The 15993-nt window shown below is 73.7% G+C and carries 14 protein-coding genes; 5 read left to right on the top strand and 9 right to left on the bottom strand.

The window, feature by feature from the left end; translation table 11 throughout:
- From ACFWDO_RS15055 to ACFWDO_RS15030, 6 genes are all read right to left on the bottom strand, one after another.
- A partial coding sequence (locus tag ACFWDO_RS15055) for a DUF4962 domain-containing protein (protein ID WP_380347011.1) occupies positions 1-2004 on the bottom strand: 2004 nt, incomplete at its 3' end.
- Entirely contained in the window at positions 2001-4040 is a 2040-nt protein-coding gene (locus ACFWDO_RS15050; RefSeq protein ID WP_380318832.1) for a heparinase II/III family protein, read from the bottom strand. The genes ACFWDO_RS15050 and ACFWDO_RS15055, both read right to left, overlap by 4 nt.
- Entirely contained in the window at positions 4037-4795 is a 759-nt protein-coding gene (locus tag ACFWDO_RS15045; protein WP_380318829.1) for an SDR family NAD(P)-dependent oxidoreductase, read from the bottom strand. The genes ACFWDO_RS15050 and ACFWDO_RS15045 overlap by 4 nt, the downstream gene beginning before the upstream one ends.
- 47 nt (positions 4796-4842) lie before the next feature.
- Positions 4843-5772 (bottom strand): carbohydrate ABC transporter permease, encoded by a 930-nt coding sequence (locus tag ACFWDO_RS15040; protein ID WP_380318825.1) that lies wholly within the window; start codon positions 5770-5772, stop codon positions 4843-4845.
- Entirely contained in the window at positions 5759-6718 is a 960-nt protein-coding gene (locus ACFWDO_RS15035; RefSeq protein ID WP_380318822.1) for a carbohydrate ABC transporter permease, read from the bottom strand. Before ACFWDO_RS15035 ends, ACFWDO_RS15040 begins: the two co-directional genes overlap by 14 nt.
- A complete protein-coding gene (locus ACFWDO_RS15030; RefSeq protein WP_380318819.1) occupies positions 6715-7998 on the bottom strand; it encodes an ABC transporter substrate-binding protein in 1284 nt (427 codons plus the stop codon). Before ACFWDO_RS15030 ends, ACFWDO_RS15035 begins: the two co-directional genes overlap by 4 nt.
- 244 nt (positions 7999-8242) lie before the next feature.
- On the opposite strand from ACFWDO_RS15030, the gene ACFWDO_RS15025 reads away from it, so the two are divergent.
- Positions 8243-9298, top strand: a complete 1056-nt coding sequence (locus ACFWDO_RS15025) for a LacI family DNA-binding transcriptional regulator (protein WP_380318816.1) — start codon at positions 8243-8245, stop codon at positions 9296-9298.
- Positions 9299-9316: 18 nt separating this feature from the next.
- Here the strand turns inward: ACFWDO_RS15025 and ACFWDO_RS15020 are convergent, their stop codons facing one another.
- The gene (locus ACFWDO_RS15020) at positions 9317-10141 is read right to left on the bottom strand and encodes a hydroxymethylpyrimidine/phosphomethylpyrimidine kinase (RefSeq protein WP_380318813.1); all 825 of its coding nucleotides are present in this window, start codon (positions 10139-10141) and stop codon (positions 9317-9319) included.
- A gap of 62 nt (positions 10142-10203) precedes the next feature.
- Here ACFWDO_RS15020 and ACFWDO_RS15015 point away from each other — a divergent pair, with 62 nt between their 5' ends.
- Positions 10204-10995 carry a deoxyribonuclease IV gene (locus ACFWDO_RS15015; RefSeq protein ID WP_380318810.1) on the top strand — a complete coding sequence of 264 codons (792 nt, stop codon included), beginning with the start codon at positions 10204-10206 and terminating at the stop codon, positions 10993-10995.
- A gap of 91 nt (positions 10996-11086) precedes the next feature.
- Entirely contained in the window at positions 11087-11500 is a 414-nt protein-coding gene (locus ACFWDO_RS15010; RefSeq protein WP_380318807.1) for a helix-turn-helix domain-containing protein, read from the top strand.
- 674 nt (positions 11501-12174) lie between these two features.
- Here ACFWDO_RS15010 and ACFWDO_RS15005 read toward each other — a convergent pair.
- Entirely contained in the window at positions 12175-12846 is a 672-nt protein-coding gene (locus ACFWDO_RS15005) for a response regulator (protein ID WP_380318804.1), read from the bottom strand.
- A 52-nt stretch (positions 12847-12898) separates the two neighbouring features.
- Positions 12899-14146 carry a sensor histidine kinase gene (locus ACFWDO_RS15000; protein WP_380318801.1) on the bottom strand — a complete coding sequence of 416 codons (1248 nt, stop codon included), beginning with the start codon at positions 14144-14146 and terminating at the stop codon, positions 12899-12901.
- Positions 14147-14276: 130 nt separating this feature from the next.
- Between ACFWDO_RS15000 and ACFWDO_RS14995 the strand changes: the two genes are divergently transcribed.
- Together ACFWDO_RS14995 and ACFWDO_RS14990 are read left to right on the top strand one after the other, a co-directional pair.
- On the top strand, positions 14277-15188 hold the full coding sequence (locus ACFWDO_RS14995; protein WP_380318798.1) for an ABC transporter ATP-binding protein: 912 nt from the start codon (positions 14277-14279) through the stop codon (positions 15186-15188).
- Positions 15185-15991, top strand: coding sequence for an ABC transporter permease (locus ACFWDO_RS14990; protein WP_380318795.1), 807 nt, complete (start codon positions 15185-15187; stop codon positions 15989-15991). Before ACFWDO_RS14995 ends, ACFWDO_RS14990 begins: the two co-directional genes overlap by 4 nt.
- Positions 15992-15993 lie beyond the last annotated feature (2 nt).

Here is a 15993-nt window from a genome sequence, read left to right as displayed (position 1 = left end):
GTCCGGCCCGGCGTGGTGCACCCGCTCCCCGCCGCCCCGGTCCACCCCCCCCTCCGTTGTGAGCGGGCGTTTGGCCCCGTTCACCTTCGAAACAGGGCCAATCGCCCGCTCACAGCGTTCGGTGGGGAGGACTCGGGCGGTGGACGGGGTCGGGTGGAAGGCGTCGAAGGGCTCGACGACGGTCACGGCGAGCAGGTCGCGCGACGTGGGCGGCATGACGCGCAGCGTGTGCAACCGCCGCGTCACGACCAGCGACGGCGTGCTCGACGTCGGGTTCGCCGCCACGTCGGTGACGACCTGCTCGGCGCGTGCGCCTCCCGCAGCGTGGGTCGTGAGCCACGCGCCCGCGCGGCCGTTGCGCAGCACGCGCCGGACCGCGCCGTCGTCGACGACGGCCCCGACGCCGTCGTGCGGTACGCCGAGGTCGACGGCCTCGCTCGGGTGGTCGGCGTGCAGCAGCACGGTCCACTCGCGCGGCTCGGCGGCGCGGCCGCGGTCGACGACGACGGTGCGCCCGGACGGCATGACGACCAGCGTGCGCTCCAGCAACTCGACGCCCAGCTCCGCCGGGTACATCCGCCCGGTGCGGGCGCGGCCGTGCAGGAAGCCGCCGTCGGCGAGCACGTCGACCATGTCGGCGGTGCGGTCCGGCGGGGCGTCGGCGTACACGTGGTAGCGCCCCTCCCCCGCGAAGCCCTGCCCGTCCACGAGGACGAGGTTGTGGTGCCCGGCGCGCTTCTGGTTGGAGTACCCCTCGTCGACCAGCAGCCACGCCCCGCGCGACGCGAGCACGAACGAGCCGGCGTCCGGGTGGTGGTGGCCCGCGCTGAGGGTGTCCCAGCCGCGCTCGGCGTCGATCCGGCGCGACGTGTCCCAGGCGGTGTGGCCGCCGCCGGGCGAGGACTTGAACGACACGAGCGTGGCGTCGTCGGCCCACGACGTGCGGTGCACCAGCAGCCCGAGGTCCTCGAACGCCGCCTGCGGCGCGACCGACGTCGCGGGGTCGACGGGCGCCACGGACGCGTCGTACCAGAGCAGCTCGGCCCACGCCTCGGGCAGGACACCGGGCTTCACGCCGCTCTCGTACGCCTCGCGCCAGAAGAACCGCTCGGCGACGGTGTCGGCGAGCCACTGCGCCTCTCCGAGCCGGTAGCGCGCGGCGAGGATCCGGTACAGGGCCACGCTGTGCCCGCTGCGCCGGTCGTGGCAGTCGCCGTGGTCGACGATCTCCTCGTAGCCGGGCGCCGCCTGGTGCAGCCGGTAGAAGAAGGTGCTGGCCAGGAAGCGGCACCGGTCCCACCAGTCCACGCCCTCGGCGTCCTGCAGCAGGTCGAGGTACGTCGCGAGCCACGGCACGCCGTAGCGCCAGTAGACGACGCCTTCCATGTCGGAGCCGTCGGCGGGCAGCACGTCGACGACGGTGCCCATCGCCGCCTTGGCCCGCTCCGTCCACGCCCGCACGCCGAGCGCGTAGCCCACGGTGGCGAGGCCGGTGTGGCAGATCCAGTGGTGGTTCTGCCAGTACGAGCTGGACCACCAGCCGCCCTCGCTCTCGACGGCGAAGTCGTACAGCCGCTCTCCCTGCAGCTCGAGCTTGGCGCGCAGGGCCTCGCGCCGCAGGGGCTCGAGGTCGTCGCCGAGCCACGAGTACGCGAGCGACAGGCCGTGCAGGATCCACCCGGCGTCGAGGTCGTGGTCGGGCAGGTGGGCGCGGCCCCAGTGGTCGAACGAGACGGCCGCGGAGATCCAGCGCCACGCCTCCTCGAGGTAGTGCCGCTGGCCCGTGAGCCGGTAGGCGAGGGCCAGGTTCGCGGCCGCCGGCCCCAGGTAGGTGATGCTCGCCATCGGGTGCTCGGCCGGCGGCGCCGTGCGGCGGTACAGGTCGCACTGCTCCGCCAGCCGGCGCCACTGCGGGGCCAGGTCGCCGTCGAGCCGCGAGCGCAGGTCCGCCAGCCGGTCGGCGTCGAGCAGCAGCATCCGCGCGGGCGCGATCGTCTCGGTCATGCCATCGCCTCGGCCTTCTCTGCGGCCATCTCCGCGGGCAGCGGGTGGACGTCGACCGCGCCGTCCGCGCGGTGCACCCGCACCTCGGCACCGGCGAGCTCGACGCCCGTCACGTCCGCGCCGCCGCCGCGGGCCCCGGCGTCGGCCTGGAACACCGACACCCAGGTGGCCGACGTCGCGGCCTCGGCCGCCCAGTCCACGTGCGCGCGCTCGCGCTGCGGGTCGTCCGACGGCCCGGGTCCGGGCCGCACGACGGCCCGCACGGGCACGGGTGTGTCCGACCCCGTGCCGTCGGGTCCGGCCGCGCGCGCCGCGTGCACGCCGTCGAGCGCCTCCGCCCCGCGCCAGGCGGTGCGGACGGTGTCGCCGTCGACGCGCACGCCCAGCGGCACGTCCGGCCGGAGCCCCAGCATGAGGCGGCGCGGCCGGTCGGCGCGGGCGTGCGCGACGTCGAGCAGGTAGCCGTCGCCGAGCACCACGTGCCGGACGGCGCGGGCGCCGTCGTACCAGGAGGACTCGTCGCCGCGGACCTCGACGGTCAGCGACCGCTCGGTGCGGGCCAGCAGGCGGCCGGTGGCCTCGGCGGGGTCGCCGTCGCCGACGCGGACCACGGGGTGCGCGGCCGCCGACGCGTAGTGCGCCCGCCACGCCGGGTGGCCGTACGGCACCTGGCCCGGGTCGGGCTGCCAGGGGCTGCTCCGCCCGAACAGCGCGAGCGCGAGCTTGTCGTGGTGGCCGTGCCCCGCGCCGTGCGGGCCGTGGTCGAGGACGGCGTGGATCCCCGCGCCGCGCAGGACGGCGATCCCCACCTCCTCGTCCAGGCTGACGGCGGGCCGCGGGGCCCGCTCCACCGGCAGGGGCGGGCCGGCGAACCAGTCGGCCGAGCCCTCGCCCATGCGCCGCAGCTCGGTCTCGAGCCCGTCGGCGGGCTCGTCGTCGCCGTCCCCGGCCGCGGCCTCCGTGCGGGCGTGCGCGGCGACCGCGTCGAGCCCGGCGCCGGTGACGAAGCCGTCCGCCAGCGCGGCCAGCTCCGTCCACTCCAGCGCGAGGGACGGACGCACGTACGGGCCGTCGTGCACCGAGGGCAGCACGCCGCCGTCGGTCGCGAGACCCGCGAGCACGTCGACCATCGCGACGAGCCGGTCACGGGCCTCGGCGGGCAGCGCCGCGGGGTCGGTGCCGCGCAGCGACAGCAGGTACGCCCGCACGACGAACCCGTGGTAGTACGTGCTCGCCTCCCACTCCCAGCCCCCGCGGGTGCTGGCCGCGAGCGCGTGGGCGAGCTGCCCGTGCTCCCCCGCCAGCCACTCGTCGTCGGCCACGCCGGGCGCCGCCAGGTCGCCCCGCACGAGGGCGGCGGCCCGGCTGCACACGCGGCCGGCGGCGTTGAGCCAGGCCGTGTAGTTGGAGGTGAACTTCCCGTCGGCCACCAGGCGGGCGCGGGCGGCGCGGGCCGCCTCGGCCGTCGCGTCGAGCATCGCGAGCACGGGCGCCAGGTCGCCGGCCCGGTCCGCGTCGGCCTCCGCGAGCGACCACACCGCGTGCCCGATCGACACCGCCCAGATGGCGTCGGTGAGCGCCTGGTGGAAGAGGCGCCCGCGCAGCATCCAGTCCTGCGCCCGCTCGTGCTCGCCCCCGCCCGCCACCTCGGCGTACACGCCGGCGTAGCCCACCAGCAGGGCCACCGCCTCCGCCCGCGCCGCCTTGTCCCCCGTCCGGGCGGCCCGGTGCGCCAGCACCCGGGCCCGCCGCGCCCACGCCTGGTGGCTGAGCACCAGCCAGGCGCCGCGCACCAGCTCCGTGTCGACCACGCAGCCGTGCGGGCAGCGCACGCCGCCCGCGGGCGGCACCGGCCCGGGGATCCCCGCGTGGGAGAGCTCCGTGCCGTGCGTCGGGCAGACGAGGTCGTGCCACCAGCCGCCGCGCTCGCGCGGGAGGCCGGCCGCGACGGTCTCGCCGACGGGGGCGTGGTCGGGGGCGTGGTCGGGGGCGTGGTCCGGGGTGTGGTCCGGGGTGACGGGGGCGAGGGAGGTCATCGGGGCCAGGTCCCCCCGTCGATGTCGAGCGTGGTGCCGGTGATGTACGACGCCTCGCGCGAGGCCAGGTACTGCACCGCGGCCGCGACGTCCTCGACCGTGCCGGCGCGCCCGATCGGGGTGCCCGCGATCATCTTCTGCTGGGCCTCGTCCGTGCTGAACGTGCCGTGGAACGCCGTGTCGGCGATGTAGCCGGGGGCCACCGCGTTGACGGTGACGCCCTGCGGCCCGAGCTCCTTGGCCAGGCCCTTGACGAAGCCGCGCACGGCCGCCTTCGACGCCGCGTACACGACCGACCCGGGGCCGCCGCCGTTGTGCGCGGCGAGCGAGGACATCGCGACGACGCGCGGCCGGTCGGACTCGACCAGGTGCGGGATGGCGGCCCGGCACGTGCGGAACGTGGCGCCGAGGTTGACGTCGACCACCTGGGCGAAGTGGTCGTCGCTCATCTCCGCGACGGGCACGCGGCCCACGAGGTGGCCCGCGTTGCACACGACGACGTCGAGCCCGCCGAGGAACGCCACGGCGTCCGCGACCAGCCGGTCCACGTCCTGCGTCGACGTGACGTCGGCCTGCAGGGCGACCGCCTTGCGACCCAGCGCCTCGATGTCCGCCACCGTCCGCGCGGCCGCGTCGGCCGAGCTGCCGTAGTGCACCACGACGTCCGCACCCGCGGCGGCCAGCCCGAGCGCGACGCCGCGCCCGATGCCGTGCCCCGCGCCCGTGACGAGCACCTTCGCGTCCGTCATGTCCATCGCCATCTGCTTGCCTCTCTGTCCGACGGGCGACCGTTCGCCGCCCGTCACTTGATGCCCGCGTTCGCGAAGCCGCGGACGAAGTACTTCTGGCCGAGGAGGAAGAGCACCACCATCGGCAGGGTGGCCAGCGTGGTGCCGGCCATGAGGAACGCCCACTGGGTGTCGTTCTCCGTGCGGAACACCGACAGGCCCACCTGGATCACGCGCATCGAGTCGGAACGCGTCACGAGCAGCGGCCACAGGAAGTTGTTCCAGGAGCTCTCGAACGTCAGCAGCGCCACGGTGATGAACGCCGGCTTGACCAGGGGCGTCATGATCCGCGCCCAGATGCCGAGCTCGCTCACGCCGTCGAGCCGCGCCGCCTCCTCCAGCTCCACCGGCAGGTCCAGGTAGAACTGCCGGAACAGGAAGACCGCGAAGGGCGTCACCGCGCCCGGGATGATGAGCGCCCACCAGGTGTCGAGCCAGCCGGTGCCGCCCTGCCCGAGGATGTCGTTGCCGCCGAACAGCGGCATGAACCGCACGATGAGGAACTCGGGGATGATCTTCGTGTAGGTGGGGATCATCAGCGCCGCGACGAACCCGAGGAACACGAGCTCCGAGCCGCGGAACCGCAGCCGGGCCAGCGCGTACCCCGCCATCGACGCGATCACGAGGTTGATGGTCGTGTGGCTCACCGCGATGATCAGGCTGTTGCGCGCGTAGGTGAGGAACGGCGCCGCGGCGAGCGCGTCGGCGTAGTTGTGCCACGCCCACTCGGTCGGGAAGAACGTGGGCGGCGTGGCCGCGATGTCGGCCGGCGTCTTGAGCGACGTCAGCACCATCCACACGAACGGCACCACCATCACCACGGAGATGACGGTCAGGGCCACGTAGAGGGCGGTCTTCGACAGGCGCCGGCGGGACGCCGGGGAGCGCCCGACGACGTCGAGCGTGGTGCGCGGCGAGACCGCGCCCAGGTCAGTTGCGGCCACTGTCGCCTCCGTTGAGCCGTCGGTTCGCGAGCGTCAGCAGCAGCAGGAACACGAAGAGGATGATCGACTGGGCGCAGGCGTAGCCGAGGCGGAACTCCCGGAACGCCGACTTGTAGATCTCGTACGTCATCATCGTGGTCGTGTTCGCCGGGCCGCCGTCCGTGAGGATGTAGATGAGGTCGAACGCCTGGAAGGCGGAGATGACCGAGGTGACGAAGACGAAGAACGTGGCCGGCTTCAGCAGCGGCAGCGTGATGCTGAAGAACTGGCGCGTCTTGGAGGCGCCGTCCACCGACGCGGCCTCGTAGACGTCCTTCGGCAGTGACTGCAGCGCCGCCAGGTAGATGAGCATCTTGAGGCCGATGCCCTGCCAGATGCCCACGACGATGATCGCGGGCATCGCCCACGTCGTCGACGACAGCCAGTTCTGCGCGGGGATGCCGAAGAAGGCGAGCACCGCGTTGAGCAGGCCGTTGCGCGGGTCGTAGATCCACAGCCACACCAGCGCGACGGCGATGGTCGCCGTCACCTGCGGGATGAAGACGGCGGTGCGGAACAGCGCCCGGGCGCGCAGCTGCGTGTCGAGCATCAGCGCGATGAGCAGCGCGATCCCCATCGCGACCGGCACGGTGAAGAACGCGTAGACCAAGGTGTTCAGCATGCCCCGGCGGAACACCGGGTCGGTGAGCGCGTCGACGTAGTTCTCGATCCCGTTGAACTTCGGCGGCGTGAGCACGTCGTAGTTCGTGAACGACAGCACGAAGGCCGCGACCATCGGGATGCCGATCCAGATCAACGCGTGCAGCACCGCCGGAGCGAGCATGAGCATGCCCGCGCGGCGGCGGGCCCGCCCGGCCCGCCCGCGCTTCGGCGCGGACGGGCGGGGCGGGACGTCGGGCGGCGCACTCACGTCGCGCGGCGTGGAGACGACGGCCACGGCGGTCACAGACGCGCGATCGCGTCGTTCGCGATGCCGGCGAGCTGGTCGATGGCCGCCTGGGCGGACTGCTGCCCGACGATCGCGGTCTCCAGGGTCGGCTTGATCTTCTCGCGGATCTCCATCCAGGCCGGGGTGCCGCCCTCGGACCGCGCCTTGTCGAGGTTGTTGATCGCGAACTCGACCATCGGGTTGCCCTTGACGTAGTCGCTGTCCTTGAGGTCCGAGATCGCGGGCACGGAGCCGCGCTGCTCGCTCGAGACGAGGACGGCGTCGGGCGAGCCCATGAACTCGACGAACGCGCGCGCCGCCGCGGGGTGCTTGGAGGTGGCCGACTGGGACACCATCGTGCCGCCCTGCAGCATCGCGGGGTCGGTGTTGCCGAGCACGAACGTGCCGATCTTGTCGATCAGCTCGGGCGACTGCTGCTGCAGCTGCACGTAGAGCGAGTTGTTCGTCATCATGATCGCCGACGCGCCCTGCTGGAGGGTGGTGGGCTGACCGGCCTCGGTCTTGAGGGCGAAGTCGGCCGAGCCGTCCGCCATCATGTCGAGGAAGAGCTGCAGCGACGCGACGCCCTCGGGGCTGTCGAACAGCACCTCACGGCCGTCCGGGGAGAAGAGCTCGCCGGAGTTGCCGAACAGGAACGTCTCCCAGCACTGGCGCAGGTCGATGGAGAACGGGTCGAAGCCGACGCGCGTGACCTTGTCGCCGTCCTTGACGGTGAGCTTCTTCGCGACCTCGCGCAGCTCGTCCCAGTTCTTCGGGGTGTCGGTGATGCCGGCCTCCTCGAAGAAGTCCTTGCGGTAGGCCACGATGCGCGTGTCCAGCACCATCGGCAGGGCGTAGAGCTTGCCGTCGTACCGCGACGGCTCGAGGACGCGCTCCTCGTACGTGTACCGGGTGGCCAGCTCCTCCGGCAGCGGGGCGATCGCGTTCTTGAACGCGAACGGCGGGATCCAGCCGACGCCGAGCGTGACCACGTCGGGCATGAGGCCGCTGGCCAGGCCCGTGGTGATCTTCTCGTTCAGCGAGCCGTAGTCGGTGTAGTCCACGGTGACGTTGACGTCCGGGTACTTCTCGTTGAACTTCTTGATGAGGTTGCCCTCGAGCGTCTCCTTGCCCGTGGCGCCCTCGAAGAGCGCGCACAGGAAGGTGATGTCGCCCTCGACGGGGCCGTCGGGGTCGGCTGCGGACGAGCCACCGGGGCTCGTCGTGCTGCAGCCGGCCACGACGGCCGCGGTCCCGAGCCCCATGGCCGTGAGGAAGCTACGGCGGCTGAAATCCATGACTAGCCCTTTCGATCGGCGTTGATCTCGCGCAGGCGATGGGAGTCGACGGCGACTCCGGTGTAACGATGCACCGACGATAGAGTGACGGCGCGCACAGGTCAAGCGCCGTATCGACCCTGGATTTGCGCCGTCCGGCGTCAGAGGATGCCCCGGGCGCATGCACTATGATCAGCACCACACAGTCCATCGTTGCACTGACCGGGTGGGCTGGTCCCGGAACCGGAGGAGGCCGCACGAGCACATGGCTGGCATCACGATCCTGGACGTCGCACGTGCGGCCGGCGTGTCCACGAGCACCGTCTCGAACCTGCTGAACGGGCGCACGGGCCGGATGCTGCCCGAGACCCGCGAGCGGGTGGAGAGCACCATCAGGGAGCTCGGCTACCGCCCCAACCGCGCGGCGCGCCAGCTCCGCACCGGCAAGCCGCAGGTGATCGGCCTCGTCGTGCCGTCGGTGGGCAACCCGTACTGGGGCGCGCTCGCCCGCTACCTCGAGGCCGCCGCGCTCACCGAGGGCTACCACGTGCTGCTGTGCAACTCCGAGCGCGACCCCGCGCGCGAGCGGCAGTACGTGGACGAGCTCATCGCCGACGGCATCCGCGGCATCGTGCTGTGCTCCTCGCTCCCGTCGCTGGAGCACGTCTCCGGGCTGATCGAGGACGGGCTGCGGCTCGTCGCCTTCGACCGCACCGCGCAGGCCGACGACCCGGCCGGACTCGTGAACGTCAGCGTCGACAACACCATCGGCGCCGAGCTCATGGGCGAGCACCTCGTGGCCCTCGGGCACCGCCGTATCGCCTTCGTCTCCGGCGCGATCCGGTCCGTCAACCGCACCGAGCGGTTCCAGGGCTTCCTGCGCGCGCTCGAGCGGGCCGGGATCGCGCGGCCCGACGTCGTCACCTGGCCGGGCAGCAGCAGCGCGGACGGCACGTTCGGCGACGTCGAGGCCGCGGAGCTGGGGCGCGTGGCCGCCACGGAGCTGCTCACCGGGCCCACGCCCCCCACGGCGATCTTCGCCGTCAACGACATGACCGCCATCGGCGTCTGCCGCGCCGTCCGCGACGCCGGCATGGAGGTGGGCACCGACGTGTCCGTCGCCGGCTTCGACGACATCGTGCTCGCCGAGCTCTACTCGCCGCGCCTCACCACCGTGCGGCAGCCGATGAAGGAGATGGCGGCCGCGGCGTTCCACGCGCTGCACGCGCCCGACGGCGAGCAGCCCGCGTCCCACGGGTCGTCCCTGCTCTTCCGGCCCGAGCTCGTGGTGCGCGACTCGACGGCCGCGCCCGTCGCGTGACCCCCCGCGGGGCGCGCGTCAGGCGACGTACGCGCCCTGCCACACGGTGTCGAACGGCGTCCGGGCGCCGACGCGCGCCTCGATGCCGCGGGTGACCATGTCCTTGGCGACGCGGACGGCGTCGGGCACGTCGGCGCCCTTGGCGAGCTCGGCGGTGATCGCGGCGGCGAACGTGCAACCCGCCCCGGAGACGCGCTCCTCGCCCACCTTCGGCGCGGCGAACACGGTGACGTCCTGGCCGTCGAACAGGACGTCGACGGCGTCCTCCCCGGGCAGCTCCACGCCGCCCTTGGCGACGACGTAGCGGCGGCCGGTGCCGTCGCCGAGCCGGGCGTGGATGCGGCGAGCCGCCTCGACGAGCTCCTCGACGGACGTGATGTCGTCCATGCCCGCGAGGGTCTTCGCCTCGAACAGGTTGGGCGTCACGACGGTGGCCAGCGGCAGCACGCGCTCGCGCAGCGCGGTGTCGGTGTCGAGGGCCGCGCCGGGCTCCTGCCCCTTGCAGATCAGGACCGGGTCGAGCACGACGTGGCGCCACGGCTGCGACTCGAGCGAGCGGGCGACGACGTCGATCGTCGTGGGCGTGCCGAGCATCCCGATCTTCACCACGTCGAGCGCGTGGGTGGACGTGGCGGCCTCGAACTGGTCGGCGATGACCTGCGGGTCGACGGGCACGAACCGGTGGGCCCAGTCGTGCTTCGGGTCGAACGAGACGATGCAGGTCAGCGTCCCCACCCCGTAGGCGCCGAGCTGCTGGAAGGTCTTGAGGTCGGCCTGGATGCCGGCCCCTCCCGTGGCTTCGGAACCGGCGATGACGTACGCGAGCGGCGGCGTGGTGCTCATGGTGGGCCAGCCTACGACGGCGTCGACGGGGTGTTGTCGGGCGGGATCCGTAGGGTGGGCGCATGAGCGTGAAGATCGGGGCCCACGTCGACCTGTCGGACGCCGTCGCGCAGGCGAAGGACATCGGGGCCGAGGTGGTCCAGGTGTTCCTGTCGGACCCGCAGGCGTGGAAGGTGCCACCGCTCGACCATCCCGGCGGCGCGGACGCGTTCCGCGAGGAGACGGCGGCGGCGGGGATCGACGTCTACGTGCACGCGCCGTACGTCATCAACGTGGCGTCGACCAACAACCGCATCCGTATCCCCAGCCGCAAGCTGCTGCAGCAGATCATGACCGGCGCCGGCGAGATCGGCGCCAAGGGGGTCGTCGTGCACGGCGGGCACGTCACCGCGAAGGACGACCCGGACGTGGGCTTCGACAACTGGCGCAAGGCGATCGACGCCCTCGAGACCGACGTGCCCGTGCTCATCGAGAACACGGCGGGCGGCGACTTCTCGATGGCCCGCCGTCTCGACCGGCTGGAGCTGCTCTGGGCCGCGGTGATGCGGGCGAACGGCGCCGAGAACGTCGGCATCACGCTCGACACCTGCCACGCGTGGGCCGGCGGCATCGACCTGGCGACCGCCGTCGACGACATCCGTGCGATCACCGGTCGCATCGACCTGGTGCACGCCAACGACTCCCGCGACACCGCCGGGTCCGGCGCCGACCGGCACGCGCACTTCGGCGACGGGAACATCCCGCCGGAGCTGCTGGTGGGCGTGGTCGCGGCCGCCGGGGCCCCCGTCGTCTGCGAGACCCACGGCGACATGGGCCCGGACATCGCCTGGCTGCGGGAGCGCCTCGCCGCCTGACGCCATCGTCACGCTCGACCGCAGGCCCATCTGCCGGACGCCTGTGGACGAAGCCCGTCCGCGGGCGCGCGGGTCCACCAGCATCGGTGGCGTGAACACCTACTGGAACAGCCCCGAAGGCGTGGGGGAAGACCTCGAGGTCGCGCGACGGCGCGCGGTGGACCCGTACTGGTCACCGGCCACCGACCCGGACCTCGACCCCGACATCGACGACGCCGAGGGCGGGCCCGGCGCTCCTCGACCCCGGCGGCGGCGAGCCCGCCGCCTCCTGCCCGACGGGCTCGCAGAGGCCGCCGCCGGCGCAGTCCGGTACGAGAGCGCCCGGCGGGGTATGACCCAGCAGGACCTGTCCAGGGCGCTCGGGCGCTCCCGCTCGGCGGTCTCCGCCCGATACACCGGCCAGGTGCCCTGGTCGCTCGACGACATCGGGCGGCTCGCCATCCTCTACGGCTGCCACGTGACCGACCTGCTCACCGAGCCGCCCCGGGCCCGCTCGCCCTGGTGAGCGCCGGCGAGCTCCCGTGCGGGCTGGCCGGGGCCGGTCCCGGCCGTTCAGCGCCGCCGTCCCGGGCCGCCCCCGCGCCGCGCGTTGCCCCGGCGTGTCTCTCGTCCGGCGCGTCGTCACCTCGAGGACGTTGGTGTTTTGCGCTCTGTCCGCGGAACAGGAATCCCTTCGGCCAGGCAGGCACGGATCCTGCGAAGCACGAAACTCCCGCCGAGCCGGAACGACGTGCGCGGACGCGGCGAGGTTCCGGCCGGGCGGGCGCGGATTCGGCACAGCACGTATCTCCCGCAGAGCGGGAGTTGCGTGCGCGGAAGCGGCGAGAATCCCGCCCGGCGGTCACAGGGGGCTCGGCCGTATCCGTGACCGCCCGGCAGGCGGAATTCCTGAACGGCGGACAGAGCACAAAACAACAACGTCCTCGAGGCGACGACACGCGCGGACGCTTTCGACAGGCGCGACCGGCGCGACCGGCGCGACCGGCGCGACAGGCGCGACCGGCGCGACAGGCGCGACAGGCTCAGACGCGCCTCGGTGGCCGGCGCGCTCTCACGAGACCCCAGCAGCCCGCAAGACACCGGCTGCCCCCGAGACACCGGCCGCCCCCGAGACTCTGTCCGCGGGCCCCTGCCGCCCGAGCCCCAGCCGCCCGGAGGACCTCAGCCGTCAGGAAGACCTCAGCCGTCCGCGAGACCGGCGTCGTGCACGACGATCGCCGCCTGCACGCGATTGGCGGCGTCGAGCTTGGTGAGGATGCGGGAGACGTGCGTCTTCACGGTCGGGACGCTCATGTAGAGCTCGCCGGCGATGTCGGCGTTGGACAGCCCGCGCGCGACGGCGAGCGCGACCTCCCGCTCGCGGTCGGTCAGCGCGTCGAGCCGCGCGGCCGCGGCGCGGCGGCCGTCGGGGGCGGACCGGTCGGTGACGGCGGCGATGAGCTGCTCTGCGACGCGCGGCGAGAGCGTCGGCTCGCCGGCGGCCGCGGCCCGGACCGCCTCGACGAGGCGCGCCGGCGGCGTGTCCTTGAGCAGGAACCCGGCGGCCCCCGCGCGCAGGGCCTCGACGATCATGTCGTCCGCGTCGAACGTGGTGAGCACGATGACACGGACGTCACGCAGGTCGGGGACGTCGCGCAGCCGCCGCGTCGCCTCGATGCCGTCCAGGCGCGGCATGCGGATGTCCATGAGGACCACGTCGGGCCGCTCGCGCGCGACCACCGCCAGCGCCTCGACTCCGTCGGCCGCCGAGGACACCACCTCCAGGTCCGGGGCGCCGCCCAGGATCAGGGACAGCCCCGACCGCACCAACGGGTCGTCGTCGACCAGCACCACCCGCGTCGTCGCGCTCACGCCGCCCACCTCATGCCGCCCACCTCATGCCGCCCACCTCATGCCGCCCACCTCATGCCGCCCACGGTAACCAGGCCTCCAGCACGAACGCCGTGCCGCGCCCGTCGCGCGACGCCGGGTCCGCCGTCGTGCCGTACGACAGGCGGCCGCCGACGAGTTCCACGCGCTCCGTCAGACCCACCAGGCCGAGGCCCGACGGCGGCGGCGCGGGCGCCTCGAGCACCGGCCCGACGCTGCGCACCGGGTTGCGCACGACGACCGACAGCCCGTCGCCCGGCGCGCCCGTCACCGACACGGCGACCGGAGCCCACGGGGCGTGCTTGCGGGCGTTCGTCAGCCCCTCCTGGACGATCCGGTACGCGTGCCGGCTCACCGCCTCCCCGAGGCCCGCGGTCCGCTCCGCCAGGTCGTCGACGCTGCCCTCGACCCGCACGTCGGCGCCGTTCGCGCGAGCCTCGGCGAACAGCTCGGCGAGGTCGTCGAGCGACGGCTGCGGCGGCTCCGGCGGCGCGGCCGCGTCCCCTTCCCCGGCGAGCGGGTCGCGCAGCACCCCGAGCACCTCGCGCAGCTCGGCGAGGGCGGCGTGCGCGTTGTCCTGCACGACGGCGGCCGTCTCGGCCACCTTCTCCGGCGGCAGGTCCGTGCGATAGGCCAGCGCCCCCGCGTGCATCGCTACCAGGGAGATGCGGTGCGCGAGCACGTCGTGCATCTCCCTGGCGATGCGCGTCCGCTCGGCCGTCCGCGCCTGCGCCAACCGGCTGGCCTGCTCCCGCTCGGCCGTCTCGGCCCGCTCCTGCAGCGACACGAGGTGCTCCCGACGCAGCCCGATGTACGCGCCGATCCACACGAACAGGGCGTACATGACCGCGCCGCCGACCAGCTCGATCCACCGGTCGTACGACTCCGGCGTCACGTACGGGTGCAGCGAGCTGTGCACGCGCCCCGCGGCCACGAACACCACGCCGACGACGGCCACCTTCCACCAACGCCGGGTCGTGGCCAGGGAGATCACCGCGATGGTCTCCGCACCGACCACCAAGGACGAGACCGTCGCGGCGGCGCACAGCACCAGGGCGATGGTGAGAGGAGCCCTGCGGCGCAGGAGCAGCAGCCCCAGCCCGACCAGGCCGACGACGAAGTCCAGCGCCCACTGCCCGTCGGTCATCTCCCGCTGGCCGGTGTCCACCTCCCAGGCGACGAGGACCATCACCGTCAGGCCGGTGAGGAGGGCGACCAGCACGCGCCACGTCTCGCCCCACACCCGACGGGCGCGGGTGGGTCGGTCGGGGGCGGCGGGCACGACGTCGAGCCTAGGCAGCGGCGGGCCGCCGGGCATCCGCCGGGCGGAGGTGCCGCATCCTCCGGAAGGAGGACACGAACCATCCCCTTGCCGGACGCGGCGCGCACCCGCGCCCGGGCAGGGTGGAGCCATGATCACCGTCGAGCACCTCACCAAGAGATACGGGCCCGCGGCCGCCGTGGACGACGTGTCGTTCACCGTGGAGCCCGGCCACGTCACGGGCTTCCTCGGCCCGAACGGCGCCGGGAAGTCCACGACGATGCGCATGATCTGCGGCCTCACCCCCGCGACGTCCGGCACGGCGCGCGTGCTCGGCAAGCCGTTCACCGCGCTCGCCAACCCCGGCCGGCGCGTGGGCGTGCTGCTCGACGCCGCCGCCCAGCACTCCGGCCGCTCCGGCCGCGAGGTGCTCACCCTCGCCGCGCTGATGACCGGCGTCGACCGCCGGCGCATCGACACCACCCTGGACCTCGTGGGCCTCACCGAGCGCGAGGCGTCCCGCCGCGTGGGCCAGTACTCCCTCGGCATGCGGCAGCGGCTCGGCCTCGCGTCCGCGCTGCTCGGCGACCCCGAGGTGCTGATCCTCGACGAGCCCGCCAACGGCCTCGATCCCGCCGGCATCCGCTGGATGCGCGACCTCCTCGACGACTTCGCCTCCCGCGGCGGCACCGTGCTGCTCTCGTCGCACCTGCTGCGCGAGATGGAGGCCGTCGCCGACCGCATCGTCGTCATCGGCCGCGGGCGCGTCGTCGCCGAGGGCCACAAGGACGACCTGCTCCGCCAAGCCGGCGCGTTCGTCCGCTCCACCGACGACGCCGCGCTCGCCCTCGCCCTGCGCCAGGGCGGCGCCGGCGTGGAGGAGCTCGCCACCGGCGGGCTGTCCGTCGAGGCCGAGCCGATCGACGTCGGCCGCGCGGCCGCCGCCGCGGGCGTCGTGCTCGCCGAGCTCCGCGCCGCCGACTCCCGCGGCCTCGAGGACCTGTTCCTCGAGCTCACCGCCGACGACGCCCGCGAGCAGACCCGGACGGAGGTGCCGGCATGACCACCGCATCGACGGTCGCGCACGACGCGACCAGGACCCGCGCCCCCCGCGCCGACGTCCGGCCGATCTCGTTCGCCACGCTCACGCTGGTGGAGTGGCGCAAGCAGCTCGACACCCGCGCCGGCCGGTGGATGCTCGCCGTCATCGCGATCGTCACCGTCGCCGTCCTCGGCGTGATGGTGGGCGTGAACAGCGGCGACCACTCGTTCAGCGCCTTCGTGGTCGGCACCACGACGCCGTCGGCCATGCTGCTGCCCATCGTCGGCGTGCTCGCCGCCACGTCCGAGTGGTCGCAGCGCACCGCCCTCGTCACCTTCACCCTGGAGCCGCGGCGCACCCGGGTCGGCCTGGCGAAGGTGGTGGGCGCCATCGGGTCCGGCCTCGCGCTCCTGGTGCTGACGGTCGCCCTGGCCGCCCTCGCGCACCTGGCCGTGATCGTGTTCCGCGACGCCACCCCCGCATGGGACCTGTCGTTCGAGGCCGTCCTGCTGCTCGCGGTCACCGTGGTGCTCTTCATGGCGCAGGGCGTGGGCTTCGGCCTCCTGCTGCGCAGCACGCCCGGCGCGATCGTGACCCTGCTCCTGGTCCCGACGCTCTTCGGCCTCCTCGCCGGCCTCGTCCCCGGCATCGCCGGCGCCATCCCGTGGATCGACCTCGGCACCGCGACCGAGCCGCTGCTCTTCGGCGGCGGGCTCGACGCCGAGGGCTGGGCGCACCTCGGCACCGCCACCCTCATCTGGGTGGTCGCCCCGCTCGTCGGCGGCCTGTGGCGCGTGGCGCGGAGCGAGATCTCGTCGTCCTGACG

The organism is Isoptericola sp. NPDC060185 (genome assembly GCF_042728595.1).
GTDB lineage: Bacteria > Actinomycetota > Actinomycetes > Actinomycetales > Cellulomonadaceae > Isoptericola.
This window is presented reverse-complemented; position numbering and strand designations above follow the sequence as displayed.